Source organism: Pedobacter sp. MC2016-14, assembly GCF_020991475.1.
In the GTDB taxonomy this organism is placed as follows: domain Bacteria; phylum Bacteroidota; class Bacteroidia; order Sphingobacteriales; family Sphingobacteriaceae; genus Pedobacter.
The window spans coordinates 1,015,435-1,032,660 of the sequence record NZ_JAJMPA010000001.1; the positions used below are offsets into that span (position 1 = coordinate 1,015,435).

At 39.0% G+C, this 17,226-nt stretch carries 13 protein-coding genes; 5 read left to right on the forward strand and 8 right to left on the reverse strand.

The features are described from left to right. The first annotated feature begins 36 nt into the window (after nt 1–36). The 4 genes from tsf (at nt 37) to LPB86_RS04265 (ending at nt 4,129) form a co-directional block, all read left to right on the forward strand. A complete protein-coding gene (tsf, locus tag LPB86_RS04250) occupies nt 37–879 on the forward strand; it encodes a translation elongation factor Ts (protein WP_230641301.1) in 843 nt (280 codons plus the stop codon). A gap of 99 nt (nt 880–978) precedes the next feature. Continuing rightward, entirely contained in the window at nt 979–1,686 is a 708-nt protein-coding gene (pyrH, locus tag LPB86_RS04255) for a UMP kinase (protein WP_230641302.1), read from the forward strand. Nucleotides 1,687–1,725: 39 nt separating this feature from the next. Further along, a complete protein-coding gene (frr, locus tag LPB86_RS04260; RefSeq protein ID WP_230641303.1) occupies nt 1,726–2,289 on the forward strand; it encodes a ribosome recycling factor in 564 nt (187 codons plus the stop codon). Between the two features lie 88 nt (nt 2,290–2,377). Further along, nucleotides 2,378–4,129, forward strand: coding sequence for an ABC transporter ATP-binding protein (locus LPB86_RS04265; RefSeq protein ID WP_230641304.1), 1,752 nt, complete (start codon nt 2,378–2,380; stop codon nt 4,127–4,129). Here LPB86_RS04265 and LPB86_RS04270 read toward each other — a convergent pair. From LPB86_RS04270 to LPB86_RS04285, 4 genes are all read right to left on the reverse strand, one after another. Next, on the reverse strand, nt 4,122–5,396 hold the full coding sequence (locus LPB86_RS04270; protein ID WP_230641305.1) for an MFS transporter: 1,275 nt from the start codon (nt 5,394–5,396) through the stop codon (nt 4,122–4,124). The two genes, LPB86_RS04265 and LPB86_RS04270, sit on opposite strands and share 8 nt — an antisense overlap. Before the next feature lie 41 nt (nt 5,397–5,437). After that, on the reverse strand, nt 5,438–6,070 hold the full coding sequence (locus tag LPB86_RS04275; protein ID WP_230641306.1) for a thiamine phosphate synthase: 633 nt from the start codon (nt 6,068–6,070) through the stop codon (nt 5,438–5,440). A gap of 48 nt (nt 6,071–6,118) precedes the next feature. Beyond that, entirely contained in the window at nt 6,119–8,374 is a 2,256-nt protein-coding gene (locus LPB86_RS04280; protein ID WP_230641307.1) for a TonB-dependent receptor, read from the reverse strand. A 221-nt stretch (nt 8,375–8,595) separates the two neighbouring features. Continuing rightward, nucleotides 8,596–9,117: an AAA family ATPase gene (locus LPB86_RS04285; RefSeq protein WP_230641308.1), complete on the reverse strand. Its 522-nt coding sequence runs from the start codon at nt 9,115–9,117 to the stop codon at nt 8,596–8,598. A gap of 324 nt (nt 9,118–9,441) precedes the next feature. On the opposite strand from LPB86_RS04285, the gene carB reads away from it, so the two are divergent. After that, complete coding sequence (gene carB, locus LPB86_RS04290; RefSeq protein ID WP_230641309.1) at nt 9,442–12,258, forward strand: carbamoyl-phosphate synthase large subunit; 2,817 nt, start codon at nt 9,442–9,444, stop codon at nt 12,256–12,258. 50 nt (nt 12,259–12,308) lie between these two features. Here the strand turns inward: carB and LPB86_RS04295 are convergent, their stop codons facing one another. The 4 genes from LPB86_RS04295 to LPB86_RS04310 form a co-directional block, all read right to left on the reverse strand. After that, on the reverse strand, nt 12,309–13,277 hold the full coding sequence (locus LPB86_RS04295; RefSeq protein ID WP_230641310.1) for a DUF3137 domain-containing protein: 969 nt from the start codon (nt 13,275–13,277) through the stop codon (nt 12,309–12,311). Further along, nucleotides 13,277–13,834 (reverse strand): LemA family protein, encoded by a 558-nt coding sequence (locus LPB86_RS04300; protein ID WP_230641311.1) that lies wholly within the window; start codon nt 13,832–13,834, stop codon nt 13,277–13,279. The genes LPB86_RS04295 and LPB86_RS04300 overlap by 1 nt, the downstream gene beginning before the upstream one ends. Nucleotides 13,835–14,112: 278 nt before the next feature. After that, nucleotides 14,113–15,489 (reverse strand): DNA repair protein RadA, encoded by a 1,377-nt coding sequence (radA, locus tag LPB86_RS04305; protein WP_230641312.1) that lies wholly within the window; start codon nt 15,487–15,489, stop codon nt 14,113–14,115. Nucleotides 15,490–15,630: 141 nt separating this feature from the next. After that, nucleotides 15,631–17,181, reverse strand: a complete 1,551-nt coding sequence (locus tag LPB86_RS04310) for an Rne/Rng family ribonuclease (protein ID WP_230641313.1) — start codon at nt 17,179–17,181, stop codon at nt 15,631–15,633. Nucleotides 17,182–17,226 lie beyond the last annotated feature (45 nt).

A 17,226-nucleotide genomic window follows, 5' to 3' on the forward strand; every position in this document is an offset into this window, starting at 1 on the left:
ATAATTTTTTTATTTAAAACTTAAAAAGAAAATAAAATGTCAGTACAAATTACTGCAGCAGATGTAAACAAATTACGCCAACAGACCGGTGCCGGTATGATGGATTGCAAAAAAGCATTAGTAGAAGCTAACGGCGATTTCGAAGCCGCAGTTGATTTATTGCGTAAAAAAGGTCAAAAAGTATCTGCCGCTCGTTCTGGTAATGCTACTTCTGAAGGTCTTGTATCAATCCATGTTTCAGCGGATGGTACAAATGGTAAATTAGTGGCTTTAGCTTGTGAAACTGAGCCAGTTTCTAAAGTTGAAGATTTCCGTAATCTAGCTCAGGCTGTTTTGGCAGCAGCAGTTGCCAACAATCCTGCATCTGTTGAAGAATTATCAGCAATTACTTTGGAAGATGGACGTACAGTTGCCGAAACGATTACTGAACTAACCGGTAAAATCGGAGAGAAAATCGTTATTCAGGAGTATGCAAATGTATCTGGTGAAAAAATCGTTTCTTATATCCACTCTAATGGTAAAATGGGCGTTTTAGTAGTATTTGAAGGTGCTAATGGCGTAGATATTACTGAAGCTGGTAAGGATGTTGCCATGCAGATTGCTGCAATGAACCCGGTTGCTGTTGATAAAGACGGTGTTGATCCTGCTACTATTGAACGCGAAATTGAAATTGCCAAAGATGTAATCCGTCAAGAAGGCAAACCAGAAGAAATGGTTGAAAAAATTGCTGCAGGGAAATTGAATAAATTCTACAAGGACAGTACTTTATTAAACCAGGAGTTTGTAAAAGACGGTTCAGTAGATGTTCGTAAATTCTTAGATAATACGGTTAAAGGTTTAACGGTTACTTCATTCAAACGTGTACAGTTAGGTTCTTAATCTGATCAGATATACAAATTCGTATACAAAAGCGGATGTCCATTGGGCATCCGCTTTTTTTATGATGTATAATTAAAACAAATGGTTATTTTTGAAGTCATGAAATATAAAAGGATCCTACTGAAATTAAGCGGTGAATCGCTGATGGGCGAAAAGCAATATGGTATTGACAACGAACGCGTTAAACAATACGCTGAGGACATCAAAGCGGTACACGATCAGGGATTAGAAATAGCCATTGTAATAGGTGGTGGTAATATTTTTAGAGGATTGAGTGCGGAGAAATCTGGTATGGACCGTGCTCAGGCTGATTATATGGGCATGCTTGCTACTGTAATTAACAGTATGGCACTGCAGGATGCCCTTGAGAAAGTAGGCTTAAAAACCCGTTTGCTTACAGCTATAAAAATGGAACAGATTTGCGAACCTTTTATCCGTCGTCGTGCTGTACGTCACCTTGAAAAAGGGAGAGTGGTTATTTTTGGTGCAGGTACCGGTAATCCATATTTTACAACAGACTCGGCAGCAGCATTAAGGGCAATTGAAATTAAAGCTGATGTTGTACTTAAAGGAACACGTGTGGATGGTATTTATACTGCTGATCCTGAAAAAGATCCTTCTGCAACACGTTATGAAGAAATTACGTTTAAAGAGGTATATGAGAAAGGCTTAAATGTAATGGACATGACGGCTTTTACGCTTTGCGAGGAAAATCAGGTTCCTATTATTGTTTTTGACATGAATAAGCATGGTAATTTCATGAAGATTGCTCAGGGAGAAAACATCGGTACACTTGTTAAAGGCTGATTTTAATATTTTTTATATTTTTGCACAAAAATTATACAGATGAATGACCTCATAAAGAAACAACTTCAGGATGCGCAGGCTAACATGGATAGGGCGATAGATCATTGTGAAAATGAATTGACCAAAATCCGTGCTGGTAAGGCCTCTGCAGGTATGCTTGAAGGAATATATGTAGATTATTATGGTAGCTCTACAGGTTTGTCCCAGGTAGCAAGTATTACTACTCCAGATGCACGTACGCTGATTGTACAGCCATGGGAGAAGAATATGTTGGTTCCTATTGAACGCGCCATTATGGAGGCTAATATTGGGATTAATCCTCAAAATGATGGTGTAGTAATTAGACTTGTAGTACCTCCTTTGACCGAAGAACGTAGAAGAGACCTGGTAAAAAAGGTTAAAGAAGAAGCGGAAAGAGGAAAAATTACAGTACGTAACATCCGTAAAGATGCCAATGAAAAGATAAAAAAACTGAAGGCAGAAAGCGTAGCCGAAGATGAAATTAAAGTGGGCGAAGCAGAAGTTCAGAAAATAACTGATGCTTATATCATTAAGGTTGATAAGCACGCGGAGTTAAAAGAGAAAGATATCATGACAGTTTAAACCTCGGTTTATAATATACTTGTAAATTAAAGGGAATGTGGCCATAGCTACATTCCCTTTGTTTATTTTTGTGCTCCAAAATTTTCCAATGAATTTATTAATACAATATTTAAAAGAATACAAGTGGGTAGTTGTACTGGCGCTTTTCCTGGCTGCGGTTAACATCGGTTTTTCTCTGCTCGATCCTTATATTACGGGAAGAATCGTAGATCGTTTTATAGAGAAAAAGGACGCATTGGAGCGCAGTCAGTACATATGGGGAGTACTGGGATTAGTTGGCTTGGGCGTTGGTGCTGCAATGGTTTCCAGAATTGCTAAAAATTTCCAGGATTATTTTACCAGCATTATTGTGCAAAAGGTAGGTGCAAAAATGTATGCAGACGGTTTAAAGCACTCTTTGGAGCTGCCTTATCAGGTTTTTGAAGATCAACGAAGTGGCGAAACCCTCGGTATTTTACAAAAGGTAAGGTTAGATTGCGAGAAATTCATTACTGCATTTATCAGTATTTTATTCGTTAGTTTAATTGGGATGGTGTTTGTCATCGTTTATTCCGCTGCGGTTAGTTATAAAGTAACGTTAATCTATTTTTCTGCCATACCGATCATCAGCTTTGTCAGCTGGTTTTTGAGCCGTAAAATTAAAACCATACAGAAAAGTATTGTTTCAGAAACTACTGCGTTGGCTGGCTCTACTACTGAATCTTTAAGAAATATTGAGTTGGTAAAAAGTCTGGGCCTGGCAAATCAGGAAATAGAGCGTCTGAACAAGACAACCTACAAAATTTTAGGACTGGAACTGCGCAAAGTTAAATATGTACGCAGCATGAGTTTTGTGCAGGGTACAACCGTAAACTTTGTTAGAAGTACTATGGTAGTAGTTTTGTTAATATTGATTTTTGAAAATACCATTTCTCCGGGGCAATACTTCTCCTTCTTGTTTTATTCCTTTTTCCTTTTTGGGCCATTACAGGAGCTTGGTAATGTAATTTTGGCCTGGAGAGAGGCGGAGGTATCATTAGGTAATTTTAAACAAATTTTAAATGTACCTATTGATCAGAAACCGGTAAATCCGGTTAAATTAAATAAAATCACTGCGCTTTCTTTTAAAGACGTTAGCTTTAGACACCTTACGGGCAAATTCAATGCTTTAAACCAGATCAGTTTTAATACCCACAATGGTGAAACGATCGCTTTTGTTGGTCCCTCAGGATCTGGAAAAACCACACTGGTTAAGCTTTTGGTAGGCTTGTATCAGCCAGGAGAAGGTAATGTGTTATATAATGATATCTCAAGTAAGGATATTGACTTGGATCAGCTACGTGAGCGGATTGGCTTTGTTACTCAGGATACCCAGTTATTTGCCGGCACGATAAGGGAAAACCTCCAGTTTGTGAGGCCGGGTGCTACTGATGAAGAATGTTTGAAGGTACTGGAGCAGGCTGCATCTCAAAATTTGATGGCCAGAGCAGAAAATGGTTTAGATACGGTGATCGGCGAGGGTGGCGTTAAAGTATCTGGTGGTGAAAAACAGCGGTTGTCTATTGCGCGTGCGCTATTACGTAAACCAGATATTCTGGTGTTTGACGAAGCAACATCTTCATTAGATTCATTAACAGAAGAAGAGATTACAGCAACGATCAGGGAGGTCTCTGATCAAACCAGCCACATGACCATATTGATCGCTCACAGGCTTTCTACCATTCGTCATGCCGATCGTATTTTCGTGTTGGAAAAAGGTAGTATTATTGAACAAGGAAAACATGCAGAATTGCTTGCAGAAAAAGGTCTGTATTATGCGATGTGGCGCCAGCAAGTAGGCGAACGGGTAGAGACTAATTAGTCTGCTCGTTCATGTCCTGCAGGGTCACTTTTGTAAACTGCTTGGTTTTTAAATAAGTGATTCCTGCCACTGCAATGGTCATGCAACCGCCAAATACCACGGCAGGAACAGTGCGCATCAGCTTTGCCGTTAAGCCCGATTCAAACGCACCAATTTCGTTTGAAGAACCAATAAACATACTGTTAACCGCAGAGACCCTGCCACGCATACGGTCTGGTGTTAGCAATTGCATAATTGTTGAGCGTATAATTACACTTACACTATCAAATGCACCTTCCATAAACAGAAAAAATAAGGTGAGGTAAAAGCTTTTGGAAAGGCCATAGCAGATGATACTGGTCCCAAATCCAGTAACTGCAATTAATAAATTGCGCCATGGTTTGTTCATAGGAGAGAAACGTGCCATGGCAAGCATGGTAATTACGGCACCACTTGATGCCGCTGCGCGCATAAATCCTAATCCTTCTGAGCCTACCTTCAAAATATCATTGGCAAATACTGGGAGCAGCGCAACGGCACCGCCAAAAAACACGGAGAATAAGTCTAAGCTCATGGCACCTAGCATCATCTTGTTTTTAAATACAAACTGGACACCTTCTGTTAAGCTATCATATATACTTTCTTTTGGAATGTATTGTGCTTCGTGTTTATTAAGGAAGAAGATACAAATGAGAGCGATAAATATAAAAAGCAGGATGATGATATACGTAACAGTAATTCCAAAAAATCCATAAATGAGTCCGCCCGCGGCAGGCCCCACTATAGAGGCAGACATATATGATGAGCTGTTCCATGTGCTGGCGTTTGGATATAAGGCTTTAGGTACAATTTGTGCCATCAATGCAGAGTTTGCAGGGCTAAAGAAACCCCTTGCAAAGCCAATGATAGCAACCATAAGATACATGATAGGTACGATGTAAGACTCGGGGATATATGGTCGCATTTGATGCGCTGTTGATACCAGCATGACCAGCGAACATATAAATACGCAGATAAAAATTTTAAGAAGCAAGCCTCTTTTCTCTGATTTATCAGCTACGTATCCGCCATATAAAGCGATCCCTATCGCTGGTATAGCTTCGCATAAGCCAACAAGGCCCAATGCAAGCGGGTCTTTTGTGAGGTGATAAATATGGAAACCGATGATAACGGCCTGCATTTGATAAGCAAAAGTGAAAAAGAAGCGCATGCCCATGTAAGAGCGAAATTCTTTATACCGCAAAGCCGCATAAGAATCGTGTTTTTCTGTAATGTCAGGAGTGTCCAAAAGAAAATGATTTGAACAAATGTAGCCTTTTTTGAAAGTACCTATTTCACTTTATTGTAAAATGCGAGGTAGGCCGCTGACATATCTGGCGCCTGATTTATTGCCGAAGAAGCGGCTATTCCAAATATTCCAGTCTCCATTAAGGCATCTATATCGGCTTCTGTTATGCCGCCAACCGCCAGTATAGGTAATTCTATATTTTCTGCTTTTAATAAGGCAATGCCATCCTCATAACCTTTTATACCCAACAGTGGGGCATTATTAGGTTTTGTGGTAGTTACGCTAAAAGGACCGAAGCCAGCATAATCTACTCCCTTCGCTGCAAGTTTAATTAAGCCTTCAACGGTATTGGAAGATCCACCCAATGTAAATTCTTCTCCAAGTTGAAGTCTTAAGGCTTCAAAATCAGCATCCATATCTTCAATGTGAAAGCCCTGTATATCTGCCTGGCCTTTTAAATGGATATGATCTGTTACAATCAAAGTAGCACCCCAGTCGTCGCAGATCTCAGCAATTGCATGAATATCAGTTAAAAGTTCTTCATCACTTTTAGTTAAACAACGATACTGAATCCATTTTGCACCAGCTTCACAGGCAATTTGAGCCTGTTCTATATGTGTATGCTGTTTAATATCGTGTGTAATAAAGTGGAGTTTTTCTATGAACTTTTTCATTGTAGAAATATATACCCTCATTGACCTGGACCAATGAGGGTTTGTGAATTAAAATTTAACGTTCAATGATACTAAAAAGTTAGTACCCGCCTGCGGGAAATAAAAGTTTTCTGTATATACATCGCCTCCACTTAAGAAGCGATAAGTATATCCATTGCTCTCATATTTCTTGTTTAGTAAATTATTAGCCAATACACCGAGGTTAACATTCTTAACTCCTTTAAAGCTAAAGTCATAACCTAAGCGAGCATTGTTAACCCAATAGGCATTTAACTTTCTACCTTCATTTTGAGTATTATCCATGTACTGCTTGCTTACATACTTGCTTTGTAGCGCTACAGCAAAGTTGCTAAACAGTTTGTAAACCACTTCTCCGAAAAGAACCTGGTTTGGTGAAAAGGAGATATCAGTACTGCTGTAATTAACAGTTTGTTGACCACCATTGTCGTAATCATCGAAAAACTCAGTAAAGTTTTTTACCTTGTTTTTGCTCAGCGCTGCGTTAGCATTAATTGCTAGTTTGGAGCTAATTTGATAAGAAGCATCGAGCTCTGCTCCAATTCTATAACTTTTATCTACATTTTGACGATAGTACTCGCCTACATCATTGATTTTTCCAGTTACTACCAATTGATCTTTATAGAACATTCCATATAAATTTAAACCTGCATTAAACGCTTTGTTTTTAAAACGGTAGCCGGTTTCAACATTGTTCAGACGTTCTTTTTTAGGACTTATCCCCGGCTCAGTATTGATATAATCGTCCCTGTTCGGTTCTTTATTAGCCACGCTTAAGGAAGCATAAACATTGCTTGAAGGATTGATGAAATAAGTAGATCCTATTTTAGGATTAAAGAAGTCCAGATTGTCTTTTATGGCTAATAAATTGATGTTTTTTTCAGTCCCGTTGATGCTGTAGTCAATTTTTCTATACTGGAGGTCTGCAAAGAGGCTAAGCTTATCTACAGGGCTGTAATTTACTTTTCCGTAGATGTTAAAGTCAGTTTTGTTTGCCTTATTGTCGTAATAATGATCAGCATTATTTAATGTAGAGGCAACCTGAGACCATATAATCTGACCAAAATGCTTGCCTTTGTATTCATTATAAGCACCACCAAGTGTAAAAGTTAGGTTGGTTTGCGGCTGATAGTTGAAAGCATACGTTGCGCCATAAAAATCATTATCCAGCCACCTTCTGCGTATCAGGTCTGTCCTTGTTAAAGCAGAGCCATTAATTACCGGATTTGGCAGTCCGTAAGCCGAGAACTTTGCTTTTGGTTTTAACTCTTCAAAATAACCTTTTCCGTCGGTATAGTGCAGAGCTGCATTAAATGAAAATTGTTCAGAAAACTCTTTAGCATACAAAGCCTGGTAATGATTTTGCCAGTAATTGTCGGTCTGATCTTTATAAGTAAATTGGTTATAAGTTCTGTTATCAGCACTAAAGAGGTTGTCGCGGTCTGCCTGAGTATAGTAGAGATAATCGATATTGTTATTATAATGGGTATTCAGCCCAGTAACATCACCTCTTAATTTTGCTTCCGGTACACCGTTCCAGGCTTGGTAAGTTCGCTCAGTTCCTGAAAAAACATTGATTCGCAACAGATCTGTTTTTCCATAATAAGCACCTGAAAGGAAAAATGATTTTAGATCTGAAGCGGCACGGTCTATAAATCCGTCAGATTTAATTCTTGACAGACGGCCGTCAAAACTGAATTTATCATTAATTAGCCCCGTTCCTATTTTAACGGTGTTTTTCCAGGTATTGAACGAGCCAAATGAGTTGTTTAATTCTGCATATGGTTGGGCAGAAGTGGCAGTAGTCTGTATATTAATGCTACCCCCAAATGCACCCGCACCGTTGGTAGAAGTTCCTACCCCACGTTGGATTTGAATATTGTCTACAGATGATGCGAAATCAGGCATGTTTACCCAAAACGAACCCTGACTTTCACTATCGTTATACGGAATGCCATTAATGGTTACATTAACACGTGTTGCATCACTTCCTCTAATCCGGATTCCGGTATAACCTACTCCGGCACCGGCATCTGATGTAACTACAACTCCAGGAGTATTATTAAGCAAGAATGGTAAATCCTGTCCAAAATTGTTAACTTCAATTTCCTGCTTATTTAAATTTTTGTAGGTAGTTGCAGATTTTTCAGTAGCCCTGGTAGACTTTACAATAATTTCGTCAAGTGTTGTGGTAGTGTCCCGGGCTATTTTAACCTTAGGTTTAGTTTGAGCGTTCAGCAAGGCTGGCGCAAGCAGCACTGAAAGTGCAATGATTAATTTTTTCAATGTTTTGTTTTTTAGTTAAACCACTGTAAGTAAGGGGCACTTACAGTCCAGTTAAACTCCATATTCCATCCCTACGCCGGCATTATCCAGATCAGGTGCATACAATTGCTTGCAATTGTATTGGGTATGTTCTCAGCCTGTTTTTGTGTTTATACAAACAAGGCACCCCCTTTTGATGTGGCAAATGTAGAAATAATATTCTAATCGCCTAGCAAAGATATTTAGTGAGATTGTAAAAAGGTGTCCACAGTTTCTATAGCATTAATCAGCCTGTCTTCTATCCCGCTTATAATTCTATAATTTGCATTTAAACCCTCCAATTCTTTTTTCCATACCTCCATAAAATGACCTCGTCTACCGGCCGAGCCACGTAATGGGTCATTTTGCCATGGCAAATCAATATCCATCAATAAGTAGAGGTCATATTTTTTAGATTTAACTGCATCCAATACCATTTGAGGGGTGCCTCCAAATACATCATCACAAAATATTTTTACAGTTAATACGGTGATGTCACAAAAGATAAAATCTTTTTCAGCAATGGCCACTATTGAGTCTTCCAGTGCAATCTGTCCATGAAACATATTAATTTCATCCTGTAGGGTGCAATCTCGGGTCAAATGTTCACAGTAGTATCGAGCATATTCCGCTACCCACAAAGTTTGATAATGTCTGGCAAGTTGCTGTGTTAAGGTTGATTTGCCTGTACTTTCTGGTCCAACAATGGCTATTTTCTTAAGCATATGCCAAATGTAACACAAAAAAATCCGGAAGGGAAACTACGCCCTTCCGGTATAAACCAAACAAACTATTATGAAGTACTGATGCCTCCATTGGTAATCTGATTATTTAACGAAGATTGTGGCGCACTAGTACAAGAGGGTACTGGACAATCGGTATTTCTGACTGTTATATGACTTCAATTCTTTAGGCTTATCTAAATTAAAAGTGTTTTTTAAAAAACCTCGCTTTTGTATCTTCTAAAAGCGTAACTTTGCATCCCGACAGAACAGTCGGGATATTCTCTCTAAAGCATAGAAATTCCCGCGCTAAATTTTAAAGCCAATATGCCTAAAGACACCTCCATACGCTCAGTATTAATTATCGGATCCGGACCTATTATTATAGGCCAGGCCTGTGAATTTGATTATTCAGGATCCCAGGCTGCCTTATCTTTAAAAGAGGAAGGCATTGAAGTATCCATCATCAATTCAAACCCTGCAACAATCATGACCGATAAGGTTATTGGTGACCATGTTTATTTATGGCCATTGACAGTTGATTCAGTTGAGCAGATTTTACAAGAGCGTAAAATTGATGCGGTATTGCCAACTATGGGTGGCCAAACTGCATTAAACCTTTGTAAAGAAGCTGACGAACGTGGAATTTGGGAAAAGTATGGTGTAAGGATTATTGGTGTAGACATCGATGCCATTGAAAAAACAGAAAACCGTGAGGCATTCCGCCAGTTAATGGTAGATATAGGTGTGGGCGTTGCTCCATCTAAAATTGCCAACTCATTTCTTGAGGGTAAAGAAGCTGCACAGCAAATCGGTTACCCTTTGGTTATCCGTCCTTCTTACACACTTGGAGGATCTGGTGGTGGATTTGTTCATAAAAAGGAAGAGTTTGACCATGCTTTAATGCGTGGTTTAGAAGCGTCTCCAACTCACGAGGTATTGGTTGAAAAAGCGGTATTGGGTTGGAAAGAATATGAATTGGAGTTGTTGAGAGATAGCAACGATAATGTAATTATCATTTGCTCTATTGAAAACTTTGATCCGATGGGTATTCATACTGGTGATTCCATTACCGTTGCCCCAGCAATGACCCTGTCTGATACCTGTTATCAGGATATGCGTAATCAAGCTATCAAGATGATGCGCGCCATAGGTAATTTTGCTGGTGGTTGTAATGTGCAGTTCTCGGTTAATCCTGATAATGACGATATCATCGCTATCGAAATTAATCCAAGGGTATCACGTTCTTCTGCATTGGCAAGTAAAGCTACAGGCTATCCGATTGCAAAAATTGCCTCTAAACTGGCCATTGGATACAATCTGGATGAAATAGAAAATCAAATTACCAAAACTACCTCCGCTTATTTTGAGCCTACTCTGGATTATGTGATTGTTAAAATTCCACGTTGGAATTTCGACAAGTTTAAAGGAGCTAATATGGAGCTGGGACTGCAGATGAAATCTGTAGGTGAAGTTATGGGTATTGGCCGTAGCTTTATTGAAGCCCTTCAAAAAGCATGTCAGAGTTTAGAAATAGGCCGTGCAGGATTAGGTGCCGATGGAAGGCACAATAGAAGTATTGAAGAGATTATGCATGGTTTGGAGCATCCAAGCTGGAACCGTTTGTTCCTGATTAAAGATGCGATGAGCATGGGTGTGCCTCTTGAGTCCATTCGTAAGGTCACTAAAATCGATAAATGGTTTTTAGCTCAAATCCATGAGCTGGTCCAGTTGGAGGTAGAACTTAAACGTTATTCGTTAAATAATATCCCTAAAGACTTCTTCTTTACGCTTAAACAAAAAGGTTTCTCTGATGTGCAGATTGCCTATTTGCTAGGGAATGTTTCTGAAGATGAAGTTTACGAGCGTAGAAAGGCTCTCGGTATTAAGCGTGTTTATAAAATGGTGGATACCTGCGCAGCAGAGTTCTCTGCCAAAACTCCTTATTACTATTCTACTTTTGAGGAAGAAAATGAATCAACACCGTCAGACAGGAAGAAAATTATTGTGCTTGGCTCAGGACCAAATAGAATTGGCCAGGGTATAGAGTTTGATTACTCTTGTGTGCATGGTTTACTTGCTGCAAAAGAAAGTGGTTTTGAAGCCATCATGGTGAACTGTAATCCTGAAACTGTTTCTACAGATTTCAACATGGCAGATAAGTTATACTTTGAGCCAGTATTCTGGGAGCATGTTCGCGAAATCATCGATCTTGAAAAGCCAGTAGGTGTTATCGTTCAGTTGGGCGGACAAACTGCACTTAAAATGGCTGAGAAGCTGGAGCAAAATGGCATTAAGATCATTGGAACTTCATACAATGATATGGACGTTGCAGAAGATCGTGGTCGTTTTTCGGATTTATTAAAGGAACTTGAAATCCCTTATCCTAAATACGGTGTAGCAGAAAATGCTGAAGAGGCCATTGTTGTTGCAAACGAAGTAGGTTATCCGGTATTGGTTCGCCCAAGTTATGTACTGGGTGGACAAGGTATGAGCATCGTAATCAACGATGAAGATCTGGAAAAAGCTGTTGTTAAGCTATTAGGTGATCTTCCTGGAAACAGGGTTTTGATTGATCATTTCCTTGATAGAGCAGAAGAGACAGAGTCAGATTCTATTTGCGATGGAGAGGATGTTCACATTGTTGGGTTAATGGAACATATTGAACCTGCTGGTATTCACTCTGGAGATTCAAGTGCTGTATTGCCGCCATTTAGCTTGTCGGCAAAGGTGATTGCTGATATGGAAGCATATTCTATTAAGATAGCAAAGGCGCTTAATGTAATTGGATTGTTGAACATTCAGTTTGCTGTTAAAGATGAAATGGTTTATGTAATTGAGGCAAATCCAAGGGCTTCACGTACTGTTCCATTTATTGCTAAAGCATATGATGTTCCTTACATTAATATTGCCGCAAGAGTGATGTTAGGGGTAAATAAACTCAAAGATTTTACCATTGAGCGTAAGCTTCAGGGATATGCAATTAAAGAACCGGTATTCTCTTTTGATAAGTTTCCGGAAGTTCAAAAAGAACTTGGTCCTGAAATGAAATCCACAGGTGAGGCAATTCGTTTCATTAAAGATTTAGAAGACCCATATTTCAGAAAGTTATATAAAGATAAGTCTATGTACTTAAGTAAATAGATATGTGAAAGGCCCCTTACGGGGCCTTTTTTTATACGCAAAATGCAGATTTAAGATTTGCTCCAGATCCTGGTGTTCAAATCCAGATCAGTTATAATGTCATGCATAAAACGAATTACACTTAAATCTTCTTCTATACAAGATGGTAGGAGCAGGCTCTTGTACACAGGCGGTTCAAAGTAATTATGATCCAGAGGAAATGCAATATAGAGGCTGCTTTTTACAAATGAAACTGAAATGGTGTATTTGCATTTATCATTAAGGCTACAAAGCTTGTCCATTAATGCCGGGGTAAGAATGTATCTGGCTTCTATTTGGTCAGTTGAATGCGTAGTAAACAGGTTATTAAAGGCAACATTTTCCAGCACAACCAGGGTGTTGCCTGATGAAAAGATACCGGGCATTGCTTTCGAAATCCAGGATGTGATTTGACTGCCTATGCTTTTAGGACGCACAATAGTAAAGCCTTTAAAATCTTTGTTAAAATCGGCAACAAAGACAATGCCTTTTAAAATTTCATGCCACGATTCTTGTCTTCTTCCTTTGCTATCTGTACTAACAGTTTTATATTCTGCATGCACTTCTGAAAAGTAAAATGAAGTCTTGTCTGCCTTCCCGCTTACCTGGTCTTCACTGCTATATCGATCGGGATTTTGCGAGAAAAGCTGCGAAGAGACAAATTCTGACCTGCTCATGCCCGTATTAGGTTCTATAACCAGACTTTCGTTAATTGATTTTAAGGCAGTGCCTATTATACGTTTTTTAAAATCATTTTTATATTGCGAAAAGGAGGTGGCTGTTGAGGAATATAAATAGACTCCATAAATTAAGGTCAGGATGCCAGGGAGATAAGCCCAAATAACGGCAAGTCCAATTATAAAAGCAATGGTAGTGTAAAGCGCGCCCAATGCAATCCATGTAATTGCCTTAACCCGGGTAGACTTAATTTTTAGCCGTACCAGCTCTAATTCCTGCAATACATTATTTAATGCAGGCTGACTGTGATAATCCTGAGACATCAATTTTTAAATAAGTCCTTGGCGCTTATATTTTGCCTTTCTTCTACGGTGTTTTCTATAACATTAATGGGCTGGTAGTTCATCATGCCTGCAAAAATGTTCCCAGGAAACATCATAATGGCATCGTTATAAGCTGTAACTGAAGCATTATAATTTCTTCGGGCAGCTGCAATTTGTTCTTCGCTCTCTGTCCATGTAGATTGTAAGTTTAAAAAATTTTGGTTGGCTTTCAAGTCCGGATAATTTTCTACGGTAAGCATCATCCCATTTACTGCAGACCCAATTTGTTTGTCAAGCTCAATCTTTTCCTGATTATTTAAAGTCCCTGATGCAGCTTTTGCCCTCAGACCCGTAATCTTTGTAAGTGTGTTTTCTTCATATGCTGAATATTGTTTCACAACTTCAACAAGATTCGGGATTAAATCATACCGTTTTTTTAGCATTACGTCAATTGCTGAAAATGCATTAGTAACCTGGTTTTTCTTGCCAATTAGTGAGTTGTAAATGGCTATTCCAACTAGCAGAAAGAGTGCGATGGTGATTATTGCTATGATCATATTTATATTTTTAATAAATATAGCAATTAATTGTATAAAAAAATCCTCGCAATCTTACGAAAGCGAGGATAATCATCCCTATTGTTACGTTAAAACCCATGATCGGATTGGAACAATAATCTCTTTTCAAATTTCGTACCCAAGCTAATCGTCAGAGAACAACTACAGGAATTGTTTGACTATAAATGGGTTTCAGTATCTGCCTGATTTTTTGGGGATACTCTATTTGGGTGTTTTTTTCTACACTCCGTGTAGTTTTGGGGAAATACTTCTCGTTGTTAGCCAAATAGAAAATTGAACACATCTTCTATTTTACTTACCCCTACAAGCTCAATATTATATTTTTCCTGCGCTATTCCTTTTAGGTTATATTTTGATACAAAAATGCGTTCAAAGCCTAATTTTTCCGCTTCTGAAATGCGCTGATCTATTCTGTTTACAGCTCTTATTTCTCCGGAAAGCCCAACTTCTGCAGCAAAACAGTTCTTCGAAGAAATTGATATGTCTTCGTGAGAGGAGATGATGGCCACCAAAATTGCAAGATCTATTGCAGGATCTTCAACTTTAATGCCACCTGCAATATTTAAAAAAACATCACGCGTACTTAGTTTGAAACCACATCTTTTTTCAAGTACCGCCAATAGCATATTCATTCGTCTTGTGTCAAAGCCTGTAGCAGAGCGCTGAGGCGTTCCATAGGCTGCCAGGCTAACAAGAGCCTGGGTTTCTATTAGCATCGGTCTGGCGCCCTCCAATGTAGCCGAAATGGCTATGCCACTAAGCTCTTCATCTCTTTGCGATAATAAAATCTCAGAGGGGTTTGATACCTGCCGTAGTCCGGTACTGTCCATGGCATAAATTCCCAACTCCGCTGCAGCACCAAATCGGTTTTTGATGGCACGTAATATTCGGTAAATATGATGTCTGTCGCCTTCAAATTGTAATACAGTATCAACCATATGCTCAAGGATCTTAGGGCCTGCAATGGCTCCGTCTTTTGTAATATGGCCAATTAATATTACTGGCGTATCGGTTTCCTTCGCAAAACGCAGAAGTTCCGCAGTGCATTCCCGCACCTGTGATACACTTCCGGGCGTAGCATCAATATGTGCCGAATGTAAGGTCTGAATAGAATCCACAATAATGATTTCCGGTTCCAAAGCCTCAATTTGTTTGAAAATATTTTGAGTAGAGGTTTCCGTAAGAATGTAACAATCGGCATCAGGCGTATTGGTAATTCGCTCTGCACGCATTTTAATCTGTTGTTCACTTTCCTCTCCAGATATATATAAGATCTTTTTGCCTTTTAAACTTAAAGCCAATTGAAGCATTAAGGTAGATTTACCTATGCCCGGTTCGCCCCCAATTAAGGTTACGGATCCGGTTACAAGTCCGCCGCCCAAAACCCTGTCAAGTTCCTGATCTCCTGTAAATATTCTCTTTTCTTCAGATGATACAATCAAATTAACCTTACTGGGTTTATTTGATCGGGTGGTTCCGTTAGCAGTTTTCCAGGTTGGTACCCTGGCTTCGGCCTTTTCAATAATTTCTTCTACAAATGTATTCCACGAATTGCAGGAAGGACATTTGCCCAGCCATCGGGCAGATTCGTACCCACAACTCTGACAGAAAAATGCTGATTTCGTTTTAGCCAATGTTTTATTTTTTAGAAGTTCGAATTTAGTCAATTGTGTCAGATATAGGGCCGGCTCTTCCACATATTTCCCAAAAATGGCCTTAAACAAACAAGCCTGATTCTAAAATAGAACCAGGCTTGTGATAAAGACATAGGCTTACTATAATTTTATCTCTTCATCTTTTGATGAAAGGAAATGAAACTCAGTTAGGTTGTAAGATGAAACAGCCTTTATTTTGATCCGCTGACCAAATTTAAAGAACCATTTCCACTGCAATGAAACAATACCTTTTTTAATAAATGCTTCAATGTACGGATGTACACAAAGCGTAATATTTTTTTCATTTTGTTCCTGAAGAATATAATTGAGGTTGTTCTCAATGTCATCCATCAAAACAATACTAGCCTTAATTTCACCGGTACCACCACATGCAGGACATTTTTCGTTCGTCACGATGTTCATTTCTGGCCTTACCCTTTGCCGGGTAATTTGTACCAAACCAAATTTACTCGGCGGCAATATCGTGTGCTTGGCCCTGTCAAGTTGCATCAGGTCACGCAAATGGTCAAATAGCATTTTACGGTTTACAGGTTTGTGCATGTCAATAAAATCGATGACCACAATCCCACCCATATCACGTAGCCTAAGCTGACGTGCAATTTCTTTAGCTGCTTCCTTGTTTACTTGTAAAGCATTTTCTTCCTGGTTCTCTTTACTGGCAGTTCTGTTGCCACTATTTACGTCAATAACGTGAAGGGCCTCTGTATGTTCTACAACAAGATAGGCGCCGCCAGGAAGGTTTACGGTTTTTCCAAAGCCGTTTTTAATTTGTTTTTCAATACCGAAATGCTCGAATATAGGCTCTTTGCCTTTATACTGCTTTACGATCTTCTCCATTTCCGGAGAGATTTCATGAACATAAGATTTGATATCGTCGAAAAGTCCGGGATCATTTACATATACATTAGTAAAGTCGGTACTCAGGATATCACGAATTAACGTCGATGTCCGATCCATTTCTCCCCAAACACGTTTGGAAGGTTCTGCATCGGGCAATTTTTTCATGAAATTCTCCCATTTAGCTACAGAATCAAGTAGATCCTTTTGTAGTTCTGACACTCCTTTATCTTCAGAAACAGTTCTGATGATAACGCCAAAATTTTTGGGTTTAATACTTTCAATAATCTTTTTTAGGCGATTACGTTCTGTATTGCTCTTAATTTTTTTGGAAATGGAAATGACATTAGAGAAGGGGACCAATACAATATAACGGCCCGCTATTGAAAGGTCTGAACTTAAACGAGGTCCTTTGGTAGAAATAGGCTCTTTGGCTATTTGAACCGGGACGATCATGTTTTTGGATACAATTTCGGATATCTTGCCTGCCTTATTGATATCGGCTTCAAGTTTTAAGTTATCTAAAAGTGTTCCGCCAGCACTACCATTTCGCTTAATTTTTGTAAGCTTTATTAAAGACTGTACCTGCGGACCAAGGTCAAAATAATGCAAAAACGCATCTTTCTCATATCCCACATCAACAAACGCAGCATTTAAACCCGGCATAATTTTCTTAATGCGGCCTAAATAGATGTCTCCAACAGCATAATTGTTGTTGATGCGTTCTTTATGAAGTTCTACAAGGTATTTGTCTTCAATTAAAGCTATGGTTACTCCAAGAGGAGTTGAATCGATAATTAATTCCTTTACCAAAAGCTATAGATTTCAAGGCATTGCTGCCTTATTAATACATGGACT

Coding starts and splice junctions, on each gene's coding strand:
- carB (WP_230641309.1), top strand. CDS start 9,442: ATGCCTAAAGACACCTCCATACGCTCAGTATTAATTATCGGATCCGGA.
- LPB86_RS04265 (WP_230641304.1), top strand. CDS start 2,378: ATGAATTTATTAATACAATATTTAAAAGAATACAAGTGGGTAGTTGTA.
- tsf (WP_230641301.1), top strand. CDS start 37: ATGTCAGTACAAATTACTGCAGCAGATGTAAACAAATTACGCCAACAG.
- pyrH (WP_230641302.1), top strand. CDS start 979: ATGAAATATAAAAGGATCCTACTGAAATTAAGCGGTGAATCGCTGATG.
- frr (WP_230641303.1), top strand. CDS start 1,726: ATGAATGACCTCATAAAGAAACAACTTCAGGATGCGCAGGCTAACATG.
- LPB86_RS04300 (WP_230641311.1), bottom strand. CDS start 13,834: ATGATCATAGCAATAATCACCATCGCACTCTTTCTGCTAGTTGGAATA.
- LPB86_RS04275 (WP_230641306.1), bottom strand. CDS start 6,070: ATGAAAAAGTTCATAGAAAAACTCCACTTTATTACACACGATATTAAA.
- LPB86_RS04295 (WP_230641310.1), bottom strand. CDS start 13,277: ATGTCTCAGGATTATCACAGTCAGCCTGCATTAAATAATGTATTGCAG.
- LPB86_RS04285 (WP_230641308.1), bottom strand. CDS start 9,117: ATGCTTAAGAAAATAGCCATTGTTGGACCAGAAAGTACAGGCAAATCA.